General features: G+C 68.2%; 24 protein-coding genes. 9 read left to right on the top strand and 15 right to left on the bottom strand.

Translation table 11 applies throughout. The features are described from left to right. Nucleotides 1–105: 105 nt before the first annotated feature. The 3 genes from AB0M70_RS40705 to AB0M70_RS40695 form a co-directional block, all read right to left on the bottom strand. Nucleotides 106–414: a hypothetical protein gene (locus tag AB0M70_RS40705; RefSeq protein WP_160505898.1), complete on the bottom strand. Its 309-nt coding sequence runs from the start codon at nucleotides 412–414 to the stop codon at nucleotides 106–108. Between the two features lie 236 nt (nucleotides 415–650). Next, nucleotides 651–2,324 carry a hypothetical protein gene (locus AB0M70_RS40700; protein WP_365828655.1) on the bottom strand — a complete coding sequence of 558 codons (1,674 nt, stop codon included), beginning with the start codon at nucleotides 2,322–2,324 and terminating at the stop codon, nucleotides 651–653. 308 nt (nucleotides 2,325–2,632) lie between these two features. Continuing rightward, nucleotides 2,633–2,854 carry a hypothetical protein gene (locus AB0M70_RS40695; RefSeq protein ID WP_365828653.1) on the bottom strand — a complete coding sequence of 74 codons (222 nt, stop codon included), beginning with the start codon at nucleotides 2,852–2,854 and terminating at the stop codon, nucleotides 2,633–2,635. Between the two features lie 139 nt (nucleotides 2,855–2,993). Here AB0M70_RS40695 and AB0M70_RS40690 point away from each other — a divergent pair, with 139 nt between their 5' ends. Beyond that, nucleotides 2,994–3,719 carry a TetR/AcrR family transcriptional regulator gene (locus tag AB0M70_RS40690; RefSeq protein ID WP_365828651.1) on the top strand — a complete coding sequence of 242 codons (726 nt, stop codon included), beginning with the start codon at nucleotides 2,994–2,996 and terminating at the stop codon, nucleotides 3,717–3,719. Here AB0M70_RS40690 and AB0M70_RS40685 read toward each other — a convergent pair. The 4 genes from AB0M70_RS40685 to AB0M70_RS40670 are packed head-to-tail and all read right to left on the bottom strand — an operon-like array spanning nucleotide 3,691 to nucleotide 6,690. Further along, nucleotides 3,691–4,389 carry a hypothetical protein gene (locus tag AB0M70_RS40685; protein ID WP_365828649.1) on the bottom strand — a complete coding sequence of 233 codons (699 nt, stop codon included), beginning with the start codon at nucleotides 4,387–4,389 and terminating at the stop codon, nucleotides 3,691–3,693. The genes AB0M70_RS40690 and AB0M70_RS40685 overlap by 29 nt on opposite strands. Nucleotides 4,390–4,424: 35 nt before the next feature. Continuing rightward, entirely contained in the window at nucleotides 4,425–5,081 is a 657-nt protein-coding gene (locus AB0M70_RS40680; RefSeq protein WP_365828647.1) for a hypothetical protein, read from the bottom strand. A gap of 26 nt (nucleotides 5,082–5,107) precedes the next feature. Continuing rightward, nucleotides 5,108–6,343 carry a putative T7SS-secreted protein gene (locus AB0M70_RS40675; protein WP_365828645.1) on the bottom strand — a complete coding sequence of 412 codons (1,236 nt, stop codon included), beginning with the start codon at nucleotides 6,341–6,343 and terminating at the stop codon, nucleotides 5,108–5,110. Then, on the bottom strand, nucleotides 6,340–6,690 hold the full coding sequence (locus AB0M70_RS40670) for a hypothetical protein (RefSeq protein ID WP_365828644.1): 351 nt from the start codon (nucleotides 6,688–6,690) through the stop codon (nucleotides 6,340–6,342). Before AB0M70_RS40670 ends, AB0M70_RS40675 begins: the two co-directional genes overlap by 4 nt. A 250-nt stretch (nucleotides 6,691–6,940) precedes the next feature. Here AB0M70_RS40670 and AB0M70_RS40665 point away from each other — a divergent pair, with 250 nt between their 5' ends. Beyond that, nucleotides 6,941–7,576, top strand: a complete 636-nt coding sequence (locus AB0M70_RS40665; protein ID WP_365828642.1) for an NAD(P)-binding domain-containing protein — start codon at nucleotides 6,941–6,943, stop codon at nucleotides 7,574–7,576. A 34-nt stretch (nucleotides 7,577–7,610) separates the two neighbouring features. Here AB0M70_RS40665 and AB0M70_RS40660 read toward each other — a convergent pair whose 3' ends face one another. Beyond that, nucleotides 7,611–8,291, bottom strand: a complete 681-nt coding sequence (locus AB0M70_RS40660) for a DUF4232 domain-containing protein (protein WP_365828640.1) — start codon at nucleotides 8,289–8,291, stop codon at nucleotides 7,611–7,613. 238 nt (nucleotides 8,292–8,529) lie between these two features. Between AB0M70_RS40660 and AB0M70_RS40655 the strand changes: the two genes are divergently transcribed. Beyond that, nucleotides 8,530–9,318, top strand: coding sequence for a hypothetical protein (locus AB0M70_RS40655; protein ID WP_365828638.1), 789 nt, complete (start codon nucleotides 8,530–8,532; stop codon nucleotides 9,316–9,318). 27 nt (nucleotides 9,319–9,345) lie between these two features. On the opposite strand, the gene AB0M70_RS40650 is transcribed toward AB0M70_RS40655, so the two are convergent. Next, nucleotides 9,346–9,627, bottom strand: a complete 282-nt coding sequence (locus AB0M70_RS40650) for a DUF397 domain-containing protein (RefSeq protein ID WP_365828636.1) — start codon at nucleotides 9,625–9,627, stop codon at nucleotides 9,346–9,348. A gap of 152 nt (nucleotides 9,628–9,779) precedes the next feature. Between AB0M70_RS40650 and AB0M70_RS40645 the strand changes: the two genes are divergently transcribed. Together AB0M70_RS40645 and AB0M70_RS40640 are read left to right on the top strand one after the other, a co-directional pair. Next, nucleotides 9,780–10,778 (top strand): bifunctional lytic transglycosylase/C40 family peptidase, encoded by a 999-nt coding sequence (locus AB0M70_RS40645; RefSeq protein ID WP_365828681.1) that lies wholly within the window; start codon nucleotides 9,780–9,782, stop codon nucleotides 10,776–10,778. Between the two features lie 199 nt (nucleotides 10,779–10,977). Then, nucleotides 10,978–11,676, top strand: a complete 699-nt coding sequence (locus AB0M70_RS40640; RefSeq protein ID WP_365828634.1) for a phosphatase PAP2 family protein — start codon at nucleotides 10,978–10,980, stop codon at nucleotides 11,674–11,676. 346 nt (nucleotides 11,677–12,022) lie between these two features. On the opposite strand, the gene AB0M70_RS40635 is transcribed toward AB0M70_RS40640, so the two are convergent. Both AB0M70_RS40635 and AB0M70_RS40630 read right to left on the bottom strand, forming a co-directional pair. Continuing rightward, a complete protein-coding gene (locus AB0M70_RS40635; RefSeq protein WP_365828632.1) occupies nucleotides 12,023–13,606 on the bottom strand; it encodes an FAD-binding oxidoreductase in 1,584 nt (527 codons plus the stop codon). A gap of 111 nt (nucleotides 13,607–13,717) precedes the next feature. Beyond that, a complete protein-coding gene (locus tag AB0M70_RS40630) occupies nucleotides 13,718–13,873 on the bottom strand; it encodes a hypothetical protein (RefSeq protein ID WP_365828630.1) in 156 nt (51 codons plus the stop codon). Between the two features lie 119 nt (nucleotides 13,874–13,992). Between AB0M70_RS40630 and AB0M70_RS40625 the strand changes: the two genes are divergently transcribed. Both AB0M70_RS40625 and AB0M70_RS40620 read left to right on the top strand, forming a co-directional pair. Next, the gene (locus AB0M70_RS40625) at nucleotides 13,993–14,814 is read left to right on the top strand and encodes a hypothetical protein (RefSeq protein WP_365828628.1); all 822 of its coding nucleotides are present in this window, start codon (nucleotides 13,993–13,995) and stop codon (nucleotides 14,812–14,814) included. A gap of 120 nt (nucleotides 14,815–14,934) precedes the next feature. Then, nucleotides 14,935–15,117, top strand: a complete 183-nt coding sequence (locus tag AB0M70_RS40620) for a hypothetical protein (RefSeq protein ID WP_365828626.1) — start codon at nucleotides 14,935–14,937, stop codon at nucleotides 15,115–15,117. A gap of 65 nt (nucleotides 15,118–15,182) precedes the next feature. Here AB0M70_RS40620 and AB0M70_RS40615 read toward each other — a convergent pair whose 3' ends face one another. Beyond that, nucleotides 15,183–15,536 (bottom strand): metal-sensitive transcriptional regulator, encoded by a 354-nt coding sequence (locus AB0M70_RS40615; protein ID WP_365828624.1) that lies wholly within the window; start codon nucleotides 15,534–15,536, stop codon nucleotides 15,183–15,185. A gap of 223 nt (nucleotides 15,537–15,759) precedes the next feature. Between AB0M70_RS40615 and AB0M70_RS40610 the strand changes: the two genes are divergently transcribed. Both AB0M70_RS40610 and AB0M70_RS40605 read left to right on the top strand, forming a co-directional pair. Next, entirely contained in the window at nucleotides 15,760–16,380 is a 621-nt protein-coding gene (locus AB0M70_RS40610; protein WP_363213187.1) for a DUF47 family protein, read from the top strand. A 9-nt stretch (nucleotides 16,381–16,389) separates the two neighbouring features. Continuing rightward, nucleotides 16,390–17,388 carry an inorganic phosphate transporter gene (locus tag AB0M70_RS40605; protein WP_363213186.1) on the top strand — a complete coding sequence of 333 codons (999 nt, stop codon included), beginning with the start codon at nucleotides 16,390–16,392 and terminating at the stop codon, nucleotides 17,386–17,388. Between the two features lie 173 nt (nucleotides 17,389–17,561). Here AB0M70_RS40605 and pstB read toward each other — a convergent pair whose 3' ends face one another. Genes pstB through pstC form a run of 3 tightly spaced genes read right to left on the bottom strand, consistent with a single transcriptional unit; the run spans nucleotide 17,562 to nucleotide 20,457 of the window. After that, nucleotides 17,562–18,338 carry a phosphate ABC transporter ATP-binding protein PstB gene (pstB, locus tag AB0M70_RS40600; protein ID WP_365828621.1) on the bottom strand — a complete coding sequence of 259 codons (777 nt, stop codon included), beginning with the start codon at nucleotides 18,336–18,338 and terminating at the stop codon, nucleotides 17,562–17,564. Nucleotides 18,339–18,388: 50 nt separating this feature from the next. Then, nucleotides 18,389–19,438 (bottom strand): phosphate ABC transporter permease PstA, encoded by a 1,050-nt coding sequence (gene pstA / locus AB0M70_RS40595; protein ID WP_363213184.1) that lies wholly within the window; start codon nucleotides 19,436–19,438, stop codon nucleotides 18,389–18,391. Further along, nucleotides 19,435–20,457: a phosphate ABC transporter permease subunit PstC gene (gene pstC / locus AB0M70_RS40590; protein WP_363213183.1), complete on the bottom strand. Its 1,023-nt coding sequence runs from the start codon at nucleotides 20,455–20,457 to the stop codon at nucleotides 19,435–19,437. Before pstC ends, pstA begins: the two co-directional genes overlap by 4 nt. Between the last annotated feature and the right edge of the window lie 93 nt (nucleotides 20,458–20,550).

Raw genomic sequence — 20,550 nt, 5'->3', positions numbered from 1 at the left:
TCAGGGAGTTGCAACCTCAGCCGGTGGGCACGACGGATGGGTGGGTCGGAGGGGGACAGGGGGTGGGGGGACGGGGACGTATGTGACGTAAGTGGGTGGCGGGGGCTAGACCGCCATGCCGTACACGATGGTGAAGACCGTGCCGAGCGAACCGATGATGAAGACACCGGTCAGGCCCGCGATGATCAGGCCCTTGCCCTGCTCCGCGCTGAAGGTGTCGCGCAGCGCCGTCGCGCCGATGCGCTGCTTCGCCGCGCCCCAGATAGCAATGCCGAGACAGAGGAGGATGGCGATCGCCATCACGACCTCGATCATCACCCGTGCCTCGTTGCCCAGGCTCCCGAAGGGACCCCAGTCGGGGGCGATCCCGCCGATGATGGTGGTGATGTCGCCCTTTTCGGCTGCCATAAGCATGTGTAACTCACCGCCCCTAGTGGGTTGTTCCGTCACCTCTGCCTACCGCAGTGCAGAGGACAGCTCATTCTCGCCGACAAATGGGCCAGTGCATGTCGACTTGGCGTCATTCGTTGGCTGAAACGTATGGTCACTCTGTGTATCACGGTGAGTGACGCCGGGCAATGACGGCCCGGCGAGCCCTCTGACCAGGTCTCATTCTGACCGGGTCCGGTGACGGAGACTCACATCATGGGTCATGTACGCCCGTCGGGGCCATCCGGCCCACGGAGGTCGTTCACGTCATCCAGTCCGTCGAGCCCATCAAGGCCGTCGAGGCCGTCGAGCCCGTCGAGGTCCCCGAGGCCGCCTCCCGTCACGACGTACGCGCAGTCGGTGTAGCGGTAGCCGGGCTGGATCTTGCTGCCCTCGGTGTTGTTGCGGACGCTTCCCACGCTGCTCGCGTCGCGCTTGTAGAGGAAGTGGTAGTCGCCGGCGGGCAGCCGGAGCGTCTTCTGCGGGTGTCCCTTGCCCGCGAGGCAGGCCTTCTTGCCCTGGGCCCTGCTGGTGTACGTCTTGCAGTCGCCGCACGCGGCGAGCTTGAGGCTGCCGGTGGTCGGGCCGGTGTAGAGGACCTCGAGCGGGCCGGGGCCGCCGTTCTCGACGACGTACGTGAGCCTCGCGCCGCCCGGGGACTTCGCCGGCGGCAGGCTGCTGCCCGCGGCCGGGCGGGCCGCGGCGATCTCGGCGGCGATGGCGATGTCCTTGGCGCGGTCGCGCTTGCCGTTGCTCTTGTAGGTCCCGGTGAAGTCGTTGAGGGTCTTGGCGGCCTGGCTGAACTTGTGGTCCTTGAACTCGTCCACGCCGCACGCGTACACCCCCGACTCGACCGCGCGCGCGGCGTCGTCGGAGAGGCCGTCGCCCGTGTCGTCGGGCAGGGCCTTGGCGGTGGAGCCGATGCCGCGGAGTTCCTCGGTGGCCTTGCAGGGGTCGGAGCCCTTCAGGTCCGACGTGCGCGCGTCGATGGCGTCGCGGATGGCGGGCTCGACCTTGCCGGCCTGGTCGGAGTCGGGGAACGTGCGCAGGAGCTCGCCCAATTCACCGCCGCCGGTGCTTCCGGCCGCCGCCGTGGTGCTGGTTCCGAGACCTTGGCTGCCGCATTCGTAGAGGGAGGTGGCCAGGCGGTCGTCGGGCCAGGTGGCGAGGGTGCCCACGCGGTCCTTGCCGAGGGTGCCGGGGAGGGAGCGGAGGTACTTCAGGGGTTTGAGGGCCTCGCAGTACTTGCGCTCGTCGTAAGGGGCGGCGACGGACTTGTAGTACGCGGCCAGGCTGTCCGGGACGCGCTTGGCGGCCTTGGAGTCCGGGTGGTCCTCGCCCAGGTCGCGGTAGACGGCGAGGGCGGAGCGGTAGTCGTCCTCGGCGGCGTCGAAGGTGCGGCCGTCGGCGGCCGCGACGGTCTTGTCGGCCTTGTCGAGCCGGTCGAGCAGCATCTGCTCCACGGCCTCGTCGCGCGCGGCGTCGTACGCGATGACGCCGCCGGCGGGCACGGCGAGCAGGACGAGGCCGAGCCCGACGGCGAGCGGCGCGCGCAGCGGCCAGGTCTGGTGGGTACGGAGGGCGCGGCGGGCCCCGTCGGCGGCCGCGAGGAGCAGGAAGGCGATGAACCCGACGATGACGCCGCCGGGCACGCCGTCGACCTCGGCGGGCAGCGCCACGAAGAGGAGCGCGGCGGTCGCGGCCCAGCAGAGGGCGGCGAGGAGCCAGCGCTTCAGGAGGACGTAGCCGAGGCCGAGACCGGTGAGGTTCAGGAGTGCGGCGGAGAGGGCGCGCGGGGGGTCGGGGTCGGGTGGGGGTGCTGGTGCGGGTGGGGGAGGGCTTGCGGGTGGGCCGTAGGTGGGTGGCGCAGTGGGCGGGGGCGGGGGCGGTGCCATCGGGGGTGGCGGGCCGAACTGACCGCCTTGGGGAGCGTCGGGCGGCGGGGGAGTCGGGGATGCCGGGGGAGTCGGAGGGGTCGGGGGAGGAGCGCCTGGCCCTGGGGCGGGCGCGGGGCTGGGCCCCGGGCCGCCGGGTATGGCGTCGTTGGGCTCTGCCCCCGTGGCGTGTTCGTCCCCAGGTTGCATGTTCGGCTCCCCCCAGCCGTCACAACACAGCGCCTTGATTTGCGCTCAATTCCCCAACGATCGGGGAAAGTTGGACACCCGTCAACAGGCCGCGCACGGCCGGCCCCCCGGCCTCGCCCTCAGTCGCGCCGGCCGAGGGCCTTCGCCCGGGAGTGGGACCAGCCGGTCAGCACCACGGCGCCGGCGAGTACGACGACGTACGCGCCCAGAAGCACCGCAAAGCTGCCGGGGAGCCAACCGAGGAGGCCGGTGTGGTCATGGTCGATGAGCAGCCGGATGAGACCTTGCGCGGAGAAACACATCAGGACTGCGCCGAGGATCTGCAGGATGTCGTATTTCACGATACGAACGTATCAACGGAGAAGCGCATCCGAGGCGGCTCAGCAAGGCCAATCCCCCCTTACGTCACACATTCTGCGCCCTATGATGAGAAGCGTGCGTGACGAAATGCGAACCCGCTGCACGGTCTGCCGTGCCGCAATGGGTACTGCGGACAAGAGACGTGGCCGCCCCGCTCTCTACTGCTCCCGAAGCTGTCAGGCGAGGGCCTACCGGCAGCGGAAACGCCCGCCGGTCCCCGCGCCCGAGCGCCTCGCGCCCACCTCCGACGCCCGTGCGCGCAGGCGCCGGCAGATCGCGGAGGCGGTGTGGCGCATCGCCGCGGAGCGGGGTCTGGACGCGGCGAGCATGCGGGAGATCGCGGTGGAGGCGGGGGTGTCGCTGAGGGTGGTCCAGTACCACTTCGGCAGCAAGCATCAACTGCTCGTCGCCGCACTGCACATGCTGCACCGCGAGAACGAACGGCTGGCGAGGACCCGCGTCCACTACGACCCCGCGAACCTGCGCGGCGTACTCAGCGCGATGCTCGACGAGTTCCTGCCACTGGACGCTCAACGGGCCATGGCCCTACGTGTGTTCTCCGCGTACTACGCACGCAGCCTCACCGACCCTGTGCTCGCGGCGGTCTTCCTGAGCGACGACCACCCCTTGGAGGACCTGATCGCCGGGTTCATCGCCACGGCGCAGGCGAGCGGCCAGACGGCCCCTGGCCTGGATGCCCGACGCGAGGCGGACCTGCTGGTGGCGGCGGCGGTGGGCCTGGGCGGGGACGTACTACACGAGCGCCGCACCCTGGACGACGTACGCGGCACGCTGGACTACTACCTGGACAAGCTTTTCAGCCCCGTCCGGCCGCAGCTCGCCTGATCGCTTCGGCTTCGAGCAGCGGGTTCTCGAAGCTGACGTTCTCGGCGATGTGGTGCAGCAGACTCCGGTACTCCGCGCGCCGGTTCACGGCGGTGGTACCCAGAGTGAGGGTCACCAGGCGTTTGCCGTCCGGGTGGGGGAGGTGGGCGAAGACCTGGAGGAGCGGGGTCTGCGAGGGATCGGAGTCGGCGTTCGGGGCGCGGACGAGCTCGCTGAACGACGCCGGCCCACAGGGCAGATCCAAGTACTCGATGTTCGTGTGCCCTTCGGCGCCGGTGACGGCCCGGGCGGCGGTGACGGCCGGCGCCGCTACGGCGATGTCCCGCCAGGACAGGGTGAAGAGGGAGAACAGGTAGCCGCCGCTGTCGCCGCCGGAAACGTCGTCGCGGTGGACGCCGATCGAGGAATGGGTAGTACCGAGTTCCGCCAGTGAAGCCAGCAACTGCTGCCCCACTGCTACTTGGGTCAGAAACTTCCGGCGGGCGAAGTCATCCGGCAGGGCTTCCAGAATCGGCTCGATCGAGGTGTGCAGCGCGTCGGCCCCGGAGGATTCAGGCGCATTCAGAAGCGCGTCGACAGGCATCGAGGTGAAGCCCGCTGGTATGGCGAACCAGATGTCACCGCCGGGTTCATTCACGGACTCGTCGAGAACAAACTCGGGCGTGCTCAACTGGGGCCCCTCCGGCAGAATAAATGAGCGATGTGTCAGCGGTTCAGCGTGACTCCGGCGCGTCGACCGCGCTCGAGGTCGTCGGGCGTGATGCCCCATTCGGCGATGCGGTTGCCGTCGCCCTTCCCAAGACCCTGGTCGAGGATCTGGAATCGACGGGGCGATTGCCCACTCGGGGTCGGCGCTGCAATGACACCGATCATGCGCGGATCTCCGGCGATCCAGACGGTCTCGATCTGCGCCTTCAGTTGGGGCTTGGCGCGGGGCGCCAGCCGCCGGGACCACCAGTTGAGGCGGTAGTGCTTGGTGAAGACCAGCGGGAGCCGTTGTTGCGGATCGGCGGGATTGGGCAGCTCGAACCACCCGTACTGGCGCCCCACGACGCCCGGGTATTCCGCGAGGCCCCGAGGTACGTCGTGGAGGACCTGCCACGGGAAGGTGCGCAGAATGCGCCGCATGCTGAGAGCCGTGGGGATGTAGCCCACCTGGATGAGCATGCGATAGGGGCTGTAGATCCAGTAGGGCAAGAAGATCCATACGGCCCAGTCGGGTGTTTCGAGTGAGATGCCCAGGAGCGCGATCCAGACACCGGCCCAGCCGACCAGACCGGCCACGTTCTTCAACATGTGCAGCATCCAGGCCCGGCGCGTGGGTGGGTGGTCCCAGGCGGTGGTGAATTCAGCAGGGTTCACTTGGACACTCTCTCTACGGGAAAAGGTCAGAAGGCAGCGCGCAGCAGCCCCGGTACTATGGGCAGATCGATACCGAGTCGTGCGCCATCGATACCGGTCCCCACCTGCCCCTTGATCTCATCTTCCGATGCCAGGCCGTACCCGGCAGTCACCAAGCCGATGCCGGCCGACCCCTTGCCAATGGAGTCGACGACCACTGCAGGGCTGCTCGTGCCGCGAAATACGCGTTCCAGCAGGGGATTTGCCACGCTGCTCATGTCTCGTGCGCCCTCGGACGCCTTACTGCCGAAGGTGGCCATCTTCTGCCCGAGGCTCAGCGCCGTTCCCCCTGTCCGCGTCGCATGCGTGAGCCCAACGGCCCCCTTCGCCACAACTCCGACCCCGGGCACAGCCCCCAGGACGTCAGCGCCCACCGAAACCAGGTTGCCGAAGAAGTCGGCGTCGAACTCTCCCTTGGTGAAGCCGTCCGCCAAGGACGCCCGAACCGCCGGATCGGAAAGCCGAGTACCAAGTGCTGCCCCGCTGAATACCGCCGCGCCCACCAGGAGGAGCGGCAGTGCGATAGGACCGGTAAAGATCAGAGCCGCCAGCGCAAGGGCGCCTGCAACGGCGCTGAGAATGTTCGGAAGGTTGTCCTTCACCCACTCCCATGACTTTTCCAGCCAACCAGGCTCGTGCGGAGCCAGTTTTTCCGTGGCCTGGCGAATCATCTTGGCGCGGTGATCGGACCTTTCGGTGTGCTCGTGCTCCAGGCTCCGCGCCCTGCCCAGGATCCGGTCCAGCTCCGCCTGAGCGTCCTCGACCTTTCCGTTGGCCAGCTTCAGTGACTTCTTCGCGTCGTCCTGCTTGCTGCCCTTCTTGTCCAGGTCGGGATCATCACCGGCGGTCTCGGCGTGGCCCTGCGCGGCCTTCAGCGCCTCCCGGGCTTCTTTGGCCTTGCCGTCCAGCGCTTTCGCCCGGCGCTGGTAGTCCTCCAGGTCGCCTTCCCAGCGCTCCAGCTGCTTGGCGGCCTTTCCGATGGAGCGCGCGGCGTTCTTCAGGTTGAGGGTCAGCGGACCGCTGTCGATCGTCTCGCGAAAGGCTACGGCTGCATCGCCTTCCCAGTAGCTGCCGTCCATCAGCTTGGTGACGACCTTGCGGGTGTCGCGCAGGACAGTGACGCAGTTGTCCAGCTTCTTGCGCAGTTCTTTTACGGTGTCGCAATCCCCGGGTGCGGGATTGAAGCCGAGGTCGGGATAGGTGGTCGTGTCCGGCTTCGTCACTTCGGCACCCGCACCATGTCATCGTTGGTCTTACCGGGCTTTTCCAGCGCCTTCACCAACGCATCCTCGACCTCGTTGAAGGCGTCCTTGCTCTGCCCGATGATTCCGCTCAGCTCTTCCGCCTGCTCGCCGATCTGCTCCGCGCCGTACTTCCAGTCCTCCTGAAAGTCCTCGCAGGCATTGTCAAGCTCGTCCGTCCCGAGACCGCCGACGGTCGCCCCGGACAGGGCGTTGCGCAGGCCCTTCAGGGACTCGACTGATCCATCGAGCAACTTCATGAAGTTTTCGAGCTCGATCGCGTCGAGTCTCAGCCTCTCGGCCACCCTTGCCCCCTGGGTACTGGTCACGCGCTCTTCACGGACGGCGGTCGTTGCCCTGAGTCAAACGACGCTATCTACGGGGCACACGGTTTCGCTAGTGCGAAGTTTGCGTCATAGGGGCCCGTACCTGCATGTTTCGGGCGGAGCGGGCACTGGAGGGGCGAGCAGACCGCGGTTCTCAGCCTGCCTTCGGACTTCAGGAGTACGTCGACGTGTTGACGCCGAGTAGGACTCGAGCCCGATCTTCTTTGCGACCGTGCCGATTAGCGTCCTGCCCATGAGAATCGGACTCATCGGAACCGGGAATGTTGCTCGTGCGCTCGCTGCGGGGTGGCAGGCGGCGGGGCATGACGTCGTACTGGGGTCTCGATCCCCGAAGGAGCGGGGAGAGACGCAGGAGCTGGGCGGGTTCACCGTGGTCGGGCTGCGGGAGGCCGCGGGGCATGGGGACGTGCTCGTCAATGCCACGCCCGGGACCGCCTCCATGGGCGTGTTGCACGAGATCGGTGCGGCTGCGTTGGCCGGGAAAGTGCTCGTCGATATTGGTGTCGGGTTTACCGGGGGCATGGAGCTCTCCCATCCCAACTACAGCCTCGGCGAGGAGATTCAAGCCGCCTTTCCCGACGTGGCCGTGGTCAAGACCCTGGCCACCGTCGACTCCGTCGTGATGAAGGACCCGGGGAGCCTGGAGGAAGAGGGGACCATCTTTCTCTCCGGTGACGATGCCGCCGCGAAACAGACCACGCGGCAGTTGCTGAGCGACCTCGGATGGGCCGATGCCTCCCAGTTGGACCTGGGAGGCATCCGGACCGCACGCGGCCAGGAGCACGCCGCGTATCTGTTCATGGGCGTGGCGGAGGCCATCGGCGCGTACGGGTTCAGCTTCAAGGTGGTGCGTCCGCGGGCCGCCTGAGCAGGTGCCGGGGGCCTGGGCGGGGTCGGGGGTTTCAGCCCGCCGGGGAGTCGCTGACCTTGCCGACCGGGCTGATCTCCAGCTTGACCGCGCTCTCGCCGTCGGAGACCGGGAGCGTGCCCGCGGGCCAGTCGAGCGTGACGTGCTTGGTCTCGTTCGGGGGCGTCACGACGAGGCTGGTGATACGGACGCCGGAGCCGCCCGAGTTGTTGTACGGGAACGTGATGTTGAAGGCGGCCGACTCCCCGTCCTTCAGGACACCGGGCGTGGCCTGCTCCCCGTTGCGGCTCACCGAGAGGGTGTCGCCGGTGGACGCCGTCAGGTCGACCCCCGCGTAACCCTTGATGCTGCAGTCGCGACCGCCACCATTCTTGAAGACGACGGTGACCACGCCTTCCGTCTTGTCGGTGGTGTTGTCCGTGGCGTTCACCTCGAGGTCGTCGGTGCGGCAGATGCCGGTCTTGGCTGTGTCGGCGTTGGTGTCGGCGTTGGTGTCGTCGGTGTCGTCGGTGTCGTCTGTGTCGGCGCCGCCGGAGGCCTGCCCGCCGCCGTCGCCTTCACCCGCGCCCTCGTCCTTCCCCGCCGAGTCCGAGTCCGCCGCCGACGCGCTGGGCTTGGTGTCCGCCGACGCGTTGTCGTCGCCATTGCAGGCGGTGAGCGAGAGCGCGGCCACGAGGCCGATGACTGCTGCGACTGCCTTGCGGGTGTGCTTCATGGGATTCCCCCGGAGTAGTGCTCGGCTGTGGTGATCACAGCTAAGGGGCAGGGGTTCGGAGCGGGCAAGGAACACCGCGGCATGCGGGACGCTGGGATGGTTCCAGGGTTGTGACCTGCATGAATGCGTCCTGCCTGGGACGGTGAGGTGGGACGTGCGGTGAGGGGTTTGATCATGCACATGCAGGTGTTCTAGGGTCCCGGCGTCACTACTCGGCGGGGGAACGGAACACACCATCATGCGTACGCGTACGCGCTTCAGGCTGGCCGCAGTCGTCGCGGCCTCGGCTCTCACTCTGACCGTGACCGTGACCGGGTGCGAGGACAGTGACGGGGGTGACGACGGGGGTGCCTCCGCGTCGAGGGAAGCGGGCGAAGGCCGCGCCGATGCCGGCGCCGGCGTTATCGCGGGGGCGGATGCCGGTACCGGCTCCACCGCCACGCCCAGCGCGGGCCCTGACGACGACTCCGACACCGGCGCCGACGACGACTCCGACGCCCTCGCCCCCACCCGCAACGGCGGCACCAGCGGCGGGCCCGAAGTCCGGCAGAAGTGGATGCTGGAGAACCTGCCCCAGGCGGACACCGTCATGGCCGCGGGCGAGTACCTCCAGCGCTTCACCACGTGCGAGCGGTACAGCATCGACCCGTCCGACGAGCGCTACTACCCCATGGACGAGAAGTTCGACATGACCTGGGGCGTGCAGTTCCGCGGTACGTGCGACGACGGCGGCAACGGCTGGATACGGGTCTTCAAGACCAGCGACATGAAGCAGTTCCAGACCGCCTACAAGGCGGAGATCACCGAGCGGATGAAGACCAACGAACGCGCCGGGATCGAGGGCGGATTCGCCATCGGCAAGGACTTCGCCGTGATCGCGCCGGACGGCGAGACACTCCGGGATCTCTCGGGGTCCTCGCTCCTGGAACTCAACTGCAACCCGAACTTCGAACCGCAGGGCGATGTGTCCACGGCGCCCGCGCTGATCGACGGCTGCCTGCTGACCGACGAGTTCATCGAGGGCTGACCCCCGGCGCCGAGGCCCGGCCCGCCGTCACTCCACCCCCTCGACTCCCTGAACCCCCTCCACCCCCTCCACGAAGTGGTCGAACTCGCCCGCCTGCACGCCCAGTACAAAGGCGTCCCACTTCTTCCGCGTCGTGGTCACCACGTTCTCGGGGTCGCTGGTTTCCCGGAGGTACACCGCGTCCCCCGGGCCGTACGCGATCTCGATCCAGGGGCCCGGCCCCTCCTCCCCCTCGGGGGCGGCGCGGATCCAGTCGAGGTCCGGGGGCACGGGAGGTGCGGGGGGAACAGGGGGGATGTTTTCGGACATGAATGGTTCCTCGGCTCGGGGTGCCCCGTCGGTGGAGCGGCGGTCGCCCGCTCGGCCATACGCGGCCTGAGGTGGGATTCTGCTCCGTTTACGGGGTGGAGGATGTCAGACTGGTGCGCGGTGGACTCCCGCGTGATGAGGGGTGGTTGACGGTGCGTAAGGCGTGGCTGGTCGCGGCCGTCGGCATCGGTGGGGCGATGAGCTTCATCGCCCTGCTCGTCGTGGGGACGTACATGGCCGCGGGGAGTATGGCGAACGGCGGCGGCCAGGGCAACGTGGGCCTCGCGAAGGGCGCCGTGCCCGCCACCTATCAGCCGCTCGTGCAGAAGTGGGGCAACCTCTGCAAGGCGATCAACCCCGCCCTGCTCGCCGCGCAGCTGTACCAGGAGAGCGGGTTCAACCCGAAGGCGAAGAGCCCGGCCGCCGCCCAGGGGATAGCGCAATTCATCCCGGGGACCTGGGCCACGCACGGGGTGGACGGTGACGGCGACGGCGACCGCGACGTCTGGGACCCGAAGGACGCCATCCCGTCCGCCGCTTCGTACGACTGCAAACTCGCCGGTTATGTGAAGGACGCCCCGGGAAGCCCGACGGAGAACATGCTCGCCGCGTACAACGCGGGTGCGTACGCCGTCATCAAGTACGGCGGTGTTCCCCCTTACCGCGAGACCCAGAATTACGTGAAGACCATCACGGACCTGGAGAAGAGCTTCGCCAAGCCCATCGGCAGGGTGCAGCCCTCGGAGCAGGCGGCGGGCGCGATCTATTACGCGCAGAAGAAGCTCGGCACGCTGTATCTGTGGGGCGGCAATGGAACCGCCGAACAGAACGGCAGGTTCGACTGTTCCGGTCTTACTCTCGCCGCCTATCGCAGCGTCGACATCGATCTGCCGCGTGTCGCCAACGACCAGTACAACGCCGGCCCCCATCCCAAACGGGACGAACTGCTCCCGGGCGACCTGGTGTTCTTCTCGGACGACCTCACCAATTCCCGTGCCATCCGGCATGTCGGGATCTATGTGGGCGGGGGCTACATGATCAATGCGCCGCGGCCCGGCGCGGTGATCCGGTTCGACCCCATCGACACCCCGGACTACTTCGGAGCGACGCGCGTGACCGAGGACGGTGCGGAGGCCGTTCGCGGGGCGTGACGTGGCTGGAACTCTCCGTCAGTACACTTCTCTGAGCTGCGGTGATGTGTCTCTCTTCGATAACGTCTGCGTGATCATTCGGTGGAGAGCGGAACGTAGGGAAGGGGACCACGCGTTCCCTTGACTGTAGCCACGGGGGTTGACGGAAGGACGCACGGCAAGGTGCGTCCGAGGCGAGGAGACAAGGGGCCGCAGCACCATGGCTGGACTCGACACCACAGGGTCGAACCCCGACGTCAGCCTGCTCTACGACATCAACGGCCTTGCCGAGGATTCTCCGGCCTGGCTGGCGAGGTCGATCGCATTCGTCGGCGAGTACGGACTGCTGATCGCGCTCGTTCTGCTGGTCCTCTGGTGCTGGTGGGGGCAGCGAAAGCGCGAGACGCTTGATGATGCCGCGTCCTCTGTCGCCGCTGTTGTCTGGGCGCCCTTGGCGGCCGGGATCGCCGTTCTGGTGAATGTGCCGATCCGTGGATTCGTCGAGCGGCGGCGGCCTTTCAAGGACCATGACGGCCTTGAACTCCTGGTGCACGGAAAGACCGACTTCTCCTTCGTGAGCGACCACGCGACGCTCGCGATGGCTCTGGGCGTCGGGCTTTTCGTGGCGAACCGGAAGTTCGGTCTTGTCGGCATCGCCCTCGCCTTGTCCGAAGGTTTCTGCCGGGTCTTTATGGGCGTGCACTATCCGACGGACGTCGTCGGTGGATTCGCGCTCGGAACGGCCGTCGCGTTGCTGCTGTCGCCGCTGGCGATGGCCCTGCTCACGCCTGTGGTCAAGGCTGTCGGGCGGACGGGGCGGGGCGCTCGGCTGGTGTGGGCGGCGCCGCGGGACGAGGCTGTGGCCGAGCTTCCGCAGCGGGCGGCGTCCGGGCCGGACGAGCGGAAGCTCGCGGCGTAGCGGGCGGCTTCTCGCCCTCACGGCGGCGCTTCAGGAGCCACCAGCCTGTGCCGGCCGCCGCCACGGTCACGCCCGCGGAGATGGCGGCCAGGGGGCCCGCCTGGGGGTGCGTGCCGGCGTCGGCGGCCTGGGCCGCGGGGGCCGTCAGGGCCAGGAGGGCGGCGGTGGACGCTGCGGCTGTGGCTATGCGCGGGTTCATACCCCCAGAGCAGCCGGGTCCCGGGGAGTAGGCCACCCGAGGGCGTGTCGGGCAGGGCTGTTCGGGTTGCCAGGGGCGCCGTACGGGGTAACGGAGGGGTTCAGAGCGGGGCCCGGAAGCCCGGGACGCCAGAGAGCCTGCGCGGCGTCAGAGAGCCTGCGCGTAGTCGAAGAAGCGCTTCGGGTCGTACTGCTTCTTCAGTTTCTTCAGGCGGGGGGCCGCAGGGCCGTAGTAGGCCTCACGCCAGTTCTTCAGGGTCGGGTCCGCGTAGTTCTGGTACGCCGCTCCGGACGCGTACCGGCCCATCGCCCCATGAGCCGTTTTCAGCCATGCCTGGGCCGGCTTGCCGGACGTCCCCGGGCGCCAGGCCGCGATGTACTGCGCCAGCATCCGGGAGCGGCGGTGCACGAAGGCGGTGGCCGTCGGGTCGACGCGGTTGATCGCGCCGCCCAGGGCGGTGAGGGCGATGCTGCCGGCGCTCGCGCCCGTCACGTTCTCCACCTGGGAGAGGAGCGTACGGATTCCGGCCGCCGACAGTGAGCGGTCGAAGAAGTCCGAACTCGCCGCGTACGTCTCGCGGTTCAGGGCCCCCTGCGGGCTGCGCCCCGGCGTCGTGCCGGGCAGATGGCACTGCGCGTCCGAGGAGAACGACGAGCAGCCCGCGTACACCTCCATCGACTCCTCGTACGAGCGCCGCTTCAACGACACGCTGCGGGCCGGGGAGCCGATCTTGTCGGCCAGGCGGTCCACCGCGTTCTGCAGTTCGCCGTACGTGCCGAGGGAGAAGCACGCCACCGACACCGTGGGCGTCCCGCCCGGTGTGTTCGCCAGGTGCGCCGACGACCAGATCTCGTCCGGCTGGTCGGGACCCCACTCCTGCCACGCCTTGATGACGGCGGCCGCCTTCGACCAGGGCCAGCTCATGTACGCCGAGACGCCCTGCGGGGCCGCGTGCGTGCGGAACTGAAGCTCCGTCACCACGCCGAAGTTCCCGTTGCCCGCGCCCCGCAGCGCCCAGAACAGGTCCTTGTTCTCGCTCTTGCTCGCCGTCAGTTGCTTGCCGTCAGCCGTGATCAGCGTCGCCGCCGTCAGGCTGTCGCAGGTCAGTCCGTACGCCCGCGAGACCACCCCGTGGCCGCCGCCCAGAGTCAGGCCGGAGACGCCGACGGTCGGGCAGGAGCCCGCCGGGATCGTCACGCCCTTCGCGGCGAGCGCGCGGTAGACGTCGATGAGCTTCGCGCCCGCGCCGACCGTGGCCGTCGAGCCACTGGCCCGCGTCTTGTTCAGCTTCGACACGTCGACGACCAGGCGTCCCGTGCCGGACGACCAGCCCCCGTAGGAGTGGCCGCCGTTGCGTATGGAGACCGGGACGTCGTGCGCGCGGGCGTAGGCCAGGGTCGTGCGGATGTCGTCCGAATTCGCCACGTACGCGACCGCCGTCGGCTTCAGGCTGTCGTAGCGCGTGTTGTAGAGCTGCCGGGCCGCCGCCCACTGGGCCTCGCCCGGCTTGACCAGGGTGCCGTCCAGGTCCTTGGCGAGGGCGGTCAGGTTCGCCGCCGCCGACGCGGCCGCGCTCGACGTACGGATGGGGGTGCCGGAACGAGGGCCGTCCGCGCTGCGGGAGGTCACGCCGCCGCCGGTGGTGCCGCCCGCGCCGGACCCGGAGCAGCCCGCCGCCGCGAAGGCCGCCGCGGCCGCCGCCGTGGTGCCGATGAACGTACGCCGTTCCATGTCGCCCCTCCCGTTGCTTTCCCGGAGTACGAGACGGCGTGCGGGACCCATGGGTTCCGTTGCGCGGCAAGGGGAGTTGTACGGGAAGCGGCAGAGCGGCCCAGCGGCGGTCTACCCGTGGGAGGAGTGGGACTCCGCGTCCGTCCTGGCCTTGCTGCGCGCTCTGCGGGCCGGACCGCGCCAGCCGCAACTGCACCTGGCCGCGCAGAAGCGGCCCTGCTCGACCGTCGTCGTGCGGTGGGGTTCGTCCTGTCGCTCCTCTGCCACGGACCCACGGTACCGACACCGGGCCGACGCTCTTCCGCGTGACGGGTCAACGTACCGGTCGTTACACGGAACGACAGGGGGCTACAAACCTCGCGGGAAGGCTTGGGGGTAGTCGGGCGATGGGTCAGCAGCGAAGGCGCACAGGCGGAGCGGCCGTCACGGCCGCGGCGGTGGGTCTCATGGCCGTCGCCACGGGCTGTGCGGGCGGCGGAGCCGCGGCCGACGACGGGCGCAGCGCCCCCCAGGACGCCGTGGACGCGGTGCGGGACTCCGCCGACGCCCTTGTCCGCGCGGGCAGTTCCAAGGCGCGTACGTCCATGGAGATGGCCAGCGGCGGGACCCGCGTGACCATCCGTGGGCAGGGGGCGTACGACTTCAGGCGGCAGGTGGGGCGGTTCGTGGTCGTCCTGCCGAAGGATCCCGCCGGGGACGAGGAGCACCGGCCCATCACCGAGCTGATGGCGAGCGGCGCGCTCTACATGAAGAACCGGGGGGCCGGAGTGCCCGCCGACAAGTGGGTGCGCATCGACACGGCGTCTCTCTCGGACGGCAACCTGGTCACGGGCGGCGCCACCGATCCGCTCGCCGCGGCGGAGCTGCTGCGGGGCGTGAGCAAGGCGTCGTACGTCGGACGGACGGCGGTGGCGGGCGTCGAGGTGCGGCACTACCGCGGGACCGCCGATCTGCCGGCTGCCGCGAAGTCCGCGTCCGAGGGGCAGCGGCGGGCCCTTGGTGCGGCGGCGAAAGGGTTCAGCAAGGGCGGGGTGCCGTTCGACGCGTACCTCGACGAGCAGGGGCGGCTGCGCAAGCTGCGCCAGCACTTCAGCGTCGCGAACGCGGAGGTGGCGTCGACCACGCTGCTGTTCGACTTCGGGGTCCGGGTGGACGTGCGGCTTCCGGCGAGCGAGGACATCTTCGCGGGGAAGATCGCCGAGAAGTAGGGTGCACGGCTAGTCGCGCCCGGGGGTGTGGAAATGGTCCGTCCGTGCCATGCGCGGTGTGTAGGCCGCTCCCTACTCTAGGAAGTCGGTACCGGCAGGAAGCAAGGTCAGGAAGAGGTGATGAACGTGGCTCTGGTGCGCGGTACGACTGTTCAGGACCACGTTGCCCTTGCCGAGATCGAGCTGTGCGGTGAACTCATCATCGCGGCGTCCTCCGCCGCGGAGCGCTTGAGTGCCGACCGCATTGACGAGGTCCTGAACGTCTTCACCGACGTCGAGCAGCTGGGCAATAACCGGGACTAGACCCCGGCCCCCGGTTTCCCGGGGTGCGGAGCGCGGCCCAGCCCCTGCCGCCTCACGCGAAGGAATCAGGTGCGCATCATGCGGGCGATGGCCTTGGTGGCTTCCTCGACCTTCGCGTCGATCTCGTCGCCGCCCTTGACCGCCGCGTCCGCCACGCAGTGCCGCAGGTGCTCCTCAAGGAGCTGGAGGGCGAAGGACTGCAGGGCCTTCGTGCCGGCGGAGACCTGGGTGAGTATGTCGATGCAGTAGGTGTCTTCCTCGACCATCCGCTGCAGGCCGCGGACCTGTCCCTCGATGCGGCGCAGCCGCTTGAGGTGCTCGTCCTTCTGCTTGTGGTAGCCGTGGACGCCCTGGTCGTGGCCGGGCTCGGAGGGCGCTTCGGTGTTCATGGCCACACCGGCCGCATCGGTGGTCGTCATCGCGTCCTCCTGCTTGGACAGTCACTTCGCTGGGCAGTGATAGGAAAAGCCACTGGCTCGCCTGGCTTCCTATACCCCTAGTGGGTATAGGATACTCGATTGCTCGGGGGGCGTGCTGATCACTGTGCCTGATGGGCGACACTGGGGTCTGGCCGGTTAGCCGTGGCCGGATGATGCGCCTAGCATCAGCCTGACCGAATCCAAAGCACCCCGAGGACCCCACGTGCGCTTTCGTCTGACCCCCAGGGAGACGAGCTTCTACGACATGTTCGCCGCATCCGCGGACAACATTGTCACGGGCTCGAAGCTCCTGATGGAACTGCTCGGGGCTGACGCCTCCGCCCGAGCCGAGATCGCAGAGCGTATGCGGGCCGCGGAGCACGCTGGAGATGACGCTACCCACGCGATCTTCCACCAGCTGAACTCCTCCTTCATCACGCCTTTCGACCGCGAGGACATCTACAACCTGGCCTCGTCCCTCGACGACATCATGGACTTCATGGAGGAGGCCGTCGACCTGGTCGTCCTTTATCAGGTCGAGGAACTCCCCAAGGGCGTCGAGCAGCAGATCGAGGTGCTCGCGCGGGCCGCCGAACTCACGGCGGAGGCCATGCCCAATCTGCGGACGATGTCCAACCTCACCGAGTACTGGATCGAGGTCAACCGTCTGGAGAACCAGGCCGACCAGATCCACCGCAAGCTTCTCGCCCAGCTCTTCAACGGCAAGTACGACGCCATAGAGGTGCTGAAGCTGAAGCAGATCGTCGACGTGCTCGAAGAGGCGGCCGACGCGTTCGAGCATGTCGCGAACACGGTGGAGACCATCGCGGTCAAGGAGTCCTGAGGCCTCTCCATGGACACCTTTGCTTTGGTCGTGACCATCGGCGTCGCGCTCGGATTTACGTATACGAATGGCTTTCACGACTCTGCGAACGCCATTGCCACTTCCGTTTCCACGCGTGCGCTGACGCCTCGCGCGGCACTCGCGATGGCCGCCGTCATGAACCTCGCCGGTGCCTTCATGGGCAGCGGCGTCGCCAAGACGGTGAGCAAGGGCCTGATCGAGACGCCCGAAGGCAACAAGGGAATGTGGATCCTCTTTGCCGCCCTGGTGGGCGCCATCGTATGGAACCTCATCACCTGGTATTTCGGGCTTCCTTCCTCCTCGTCCCATGCCCTTTTCGGTGGAATGGTCGGAGCCGCGCTCGCCGGTGGTATCGGGGTGATCTGGTCCGGAGTGCTCGACAAGGTCGTCATTCCGATGTTCATCTCGCCCCTTGTCGGTCTCGTCGCCGGTTATCTGGTGATGTGCGCGATCATGTGGATGTTCCGGAAGTCCAACCCGCACAAGGCCAAGCGCGGATTCCGCATCGCGCAGACGGTCTCGGCGGCCGGAATGGCGCTCGGACACGGCCTGCAGGATGCGCAGAAGACCATGGGCATCGTGGTGATGGCCCTGGTCATCTCCGATGTGCAGGACGCCGACGCGCCCATTCCGATCTGGGTCAAGATCGCCTGTGCGCTGATGCTCTCCGCCGGTACGTACGCGGGTGGCTGGCGCATCATGCGGACGCTCGGACGCAAGATCATCGAGCTGGACCCGCCGCAGGGATTCGCCGCGGAGACCACCGGCGCGGGCATCATGTTCACCACCGCTTTCATGTTCCACGCGCCGATCTCCACCACACACGTGATCACTTCCGCGATCATGGGTGTGGGGGCCACGAAGCGGGTGAACGCGGTGCGGTGGGGTGTCGCCAAGAACATCATCCTGGGCTGGTTCATCACGATGCCGGCCGCGGCTATTGTCGCTGCGCTGAGTTTCTGGCTCGTGAACCTGGCGTTCTTGTAGTTCTTTGGCTGCGGGGCCGCTGTGGCTGGTCGCGCAGTTCCCCGCGCCCCTGTCGGGGCGCACCTCGACGCACGGAAAAGCCCGCCCCCCGGGAGCCAGGGGGCGGGCCTTTCTTGTTGCCCCTGCGGTGGCACCGCCATGCAGCACCGCGGGGAGTCTGTGCTCTGCCGGAACTATCCGAAGCGGCCCGAGATGTAGTCCTCGGTCGCCTGGACCGACGGGTTGGAGAAGATCCGTTCCGTCTCGTCGATCTCGACGAGCTTGCCGGGCTGGCCGACCGCCGCGAGGTTGAAGAAGGCCGTGCGGTCCGAGACGCGCGCCGCCTGCTGCATGTTGTGCGTCACGATGACGATCGTGAAGCGCTCCTTCAGCTCGCCGATCAGGTCCTCGATCGCGAGCGTGGAGATCGGGTCCAGGGCCGAGCAGGGCTCGTCCATCAGGAGCACCTGGGGCTCCACCGCGATGGCACGCGCGATGCACAGACGCTGCTGCTGGCCGCCGGAGAGGCCGGAGCCGGGCTTGTTCAGGCGGTCCTTGACCTCGTTCCAGAGGTTGGCGCCCTTGAGGGACTTCTCGACGATGTTGTTCAGCTCGCTCTTCTTGTACGAGCCGTTGAGCCGCAGGCCCGCCGCCACGTTGTCGAAGATCGACATCGTCGGGAACGGGTTGGGGCGCTGGAACACCATGCCGATGGTGCGGCGCACGGCGACCGGGTCGACACCGGGGCCGTAGAGGTCCTCGTCGTCCAGGAGCACCTTGCCCTCGACGCGGCCACCGGTGGTGACCTCGTGCATGCGGTTGAGGGTGCGCAGGAAGGTGGACTTGCCGCAGCCGGAGGGGCCGATGAAGGCCGTCACGGAGCGGGGCTCCACGGTCATCGAGATGTCCTCGATGGCCTTGTGGGAGCTGTAATAAGCGGTCAGGCCCGATACGTCGATTCGCTTGGCCATGGGGATCACTGCCTTAAGGGGATTACGAGAGGGTCGCTGATGTGGCCGCGTCAGCGGCCCGTCTTGGGGGCCTTCCAGCGGGCTACGCCGCGGGCCGCCAGGTTGAGGATCATGATGAAGCCGATGAGGGCGAGCGCCGCCGCCCAGGCGCGGTCGTAACCTGCCTGGTTGCCGGCCCCGTACTGCTGGTAGATGTACAGCGGCAGGGAGGCCTGCGAGCCCTCGAACGGGTTCGTGTTGATCATGGGGTTCACCCAGACCAGGAGCAGCACCGGCGCGGTCTCGCCCGCGATACGGGCGACCGCGAGCATGACGCCCGTGGTGATGCCGCCGATCGCGGTGGGCAGGACCACCTTGAGGATGGTCCGCCACTTCGGGATGCCGAGGGCGAGTGACGCCTCCCGCAGCTCGTTCGGGACGAGCTTGAGCATCTCCTCCGTGGAGCGCACGATCACCGGCATCATCAGGATGGCGAGCGCCATGGCGCCGGCCCAGCCGGAGAAGTCGAAGCCCAGGATCAGGATCCAGAAGCTGAGGACGAACAGGCCCGCGACGATCGACGGGATGCCGGTCATGACGTCCACGAAGAACGTGACGACCTTGGCGAGCTTCCCGCGCCCGTACTCGACGAGGTAGATCGCGGTGAGCAGGCCGATCGGCACGGCGATGGCGGAGGCCAGGAGCACCTGCTCCAGGGTTCCGATGATCGCGTGGTAGATGCCGCCGCCGGGCTCGTCGTCCGCGACCACGCCCATGGAGTGGGTCAGGAAGTAGCCGTTGAAGACGGTCGAGCCGCGCTCGACGGTCTCGTAGATCAGCGAGGCCAGCGGGACCACGGCCAGCAGGAACATGACCCACACCAGCGAAGTGGCGAGGCGGTCCTTGGCCTGCCGGCCGCCCTCGACGGTGACCGCGGCGGCGTACGAGACACCGATGAAGAGGATGGCCGCGATCAGGCCCCACTGGATACGGGACTCCAGGCCGGCCCCCACGCCGATGCCGACGGCGACGGCGGCGGAGCCGAGCGCGACGACGGCCGGCGTCCAGCGCGGCAGGCGGGCGCCCCGCAGGCTCGCGGGCTTGGTGATGGTGGCGCTCATGCGTTGGCCCCCGAGTACTCCTTGCGGCGCGCGATGATCATTCGGGCCGCGCCGTTGACCAGCAGCGTGATGATGAAGAGGACCAGACCGGAGGCGATGAGCGCGTCACGGCCGTACTCCGTCGCCTCGTTGAACTTGCTGGCGATGTTCTGCGCGAAGGTGCCGCCGCCGGGGTCGAGCACGGACGCGCTGATGAGGAAGGTCGGGGAGAGCACCGTGGCGACGGCGATCGTCTCGCCGAGCGCGCGGCCAAGGCCCAGCATCGAGGCGGAGATGACGCCCGAGCGGGCGAAGGGGAGCACCGACATGCGGATGGTCTCCCAGCGCGTGGCACCGAGCGCGAGCGCGGCCTCCTCGTGCATCTTCGGGACCTGGAGGAAGACCTCACGGCTGACGTTCGTGATGATCGGCAGGATCATGATGGCGAGCAGGATGCCGACCGTCATCAGGGAGCGCGGGGCGCCGCCCTGGTACTCGAAGATCCCGGTCCAGCCGAAGTAGTCGTCGAGCCAGCTGTAGAGACCGGTCAGGTTGGGCGCGACCACGAGGGCGCCCCAGAGGCCGTAGACGATCGACGGCACGGCGGCCAGCAGGTCGATCACGAAGGCGATGGGGGTCGCCAGCTTGCGCGGCGCGTAGTGCGAGATGAACAGCGCGATGCCGATGGCCACGGGGACGGCGATCACCAGGGCGATCACCGAGCTCACCACGGTGCCGAAGACCAGGACCGCGATGCCGAAGAACGGCTTGCCGCCGGTGGTGGCACCGGCCGGGTCCCACTCGAAGGTGGTGAGGAAGTTGCCCGTGTTGTCCGCGAGGGCCAGCGTCGCGCGGTAGGTCAGGAACGCCGCGATGGCGGCCATGATCACGAGGAGCGTGATGCCGGAGCCGCGCGAGAGACCGAGGAAGATCCGGTCGCCGGGGCGGGTCGCGCCGCGGCGGGGGCTCTTGGGGGTGATGCCCGAGGGCTTCACGTCGTTGAGGGGTGGGGGTGCTGTCGTACTGCTTGGTATATCCATGGGATTCTCCGGTCTGCGGAGCCGACCACCGCTTCTTCAGCGGGAGTTGCTCCTGGCGGCGGTGCACCGGACGGTGCGGCCGGCCCGGAAAAA

This window comes from Streptomyces sp. NPDC051214 (assembly GCF_040682375.1).
Lineage (GTDB): Bacteria > Actinomycetota > Actinomycetes > Streptomycetales > Streptomycetaceae > Streptomyces.
This window is presented reverse-complemented; position numbering and strand designations above follow the sequence as displayed.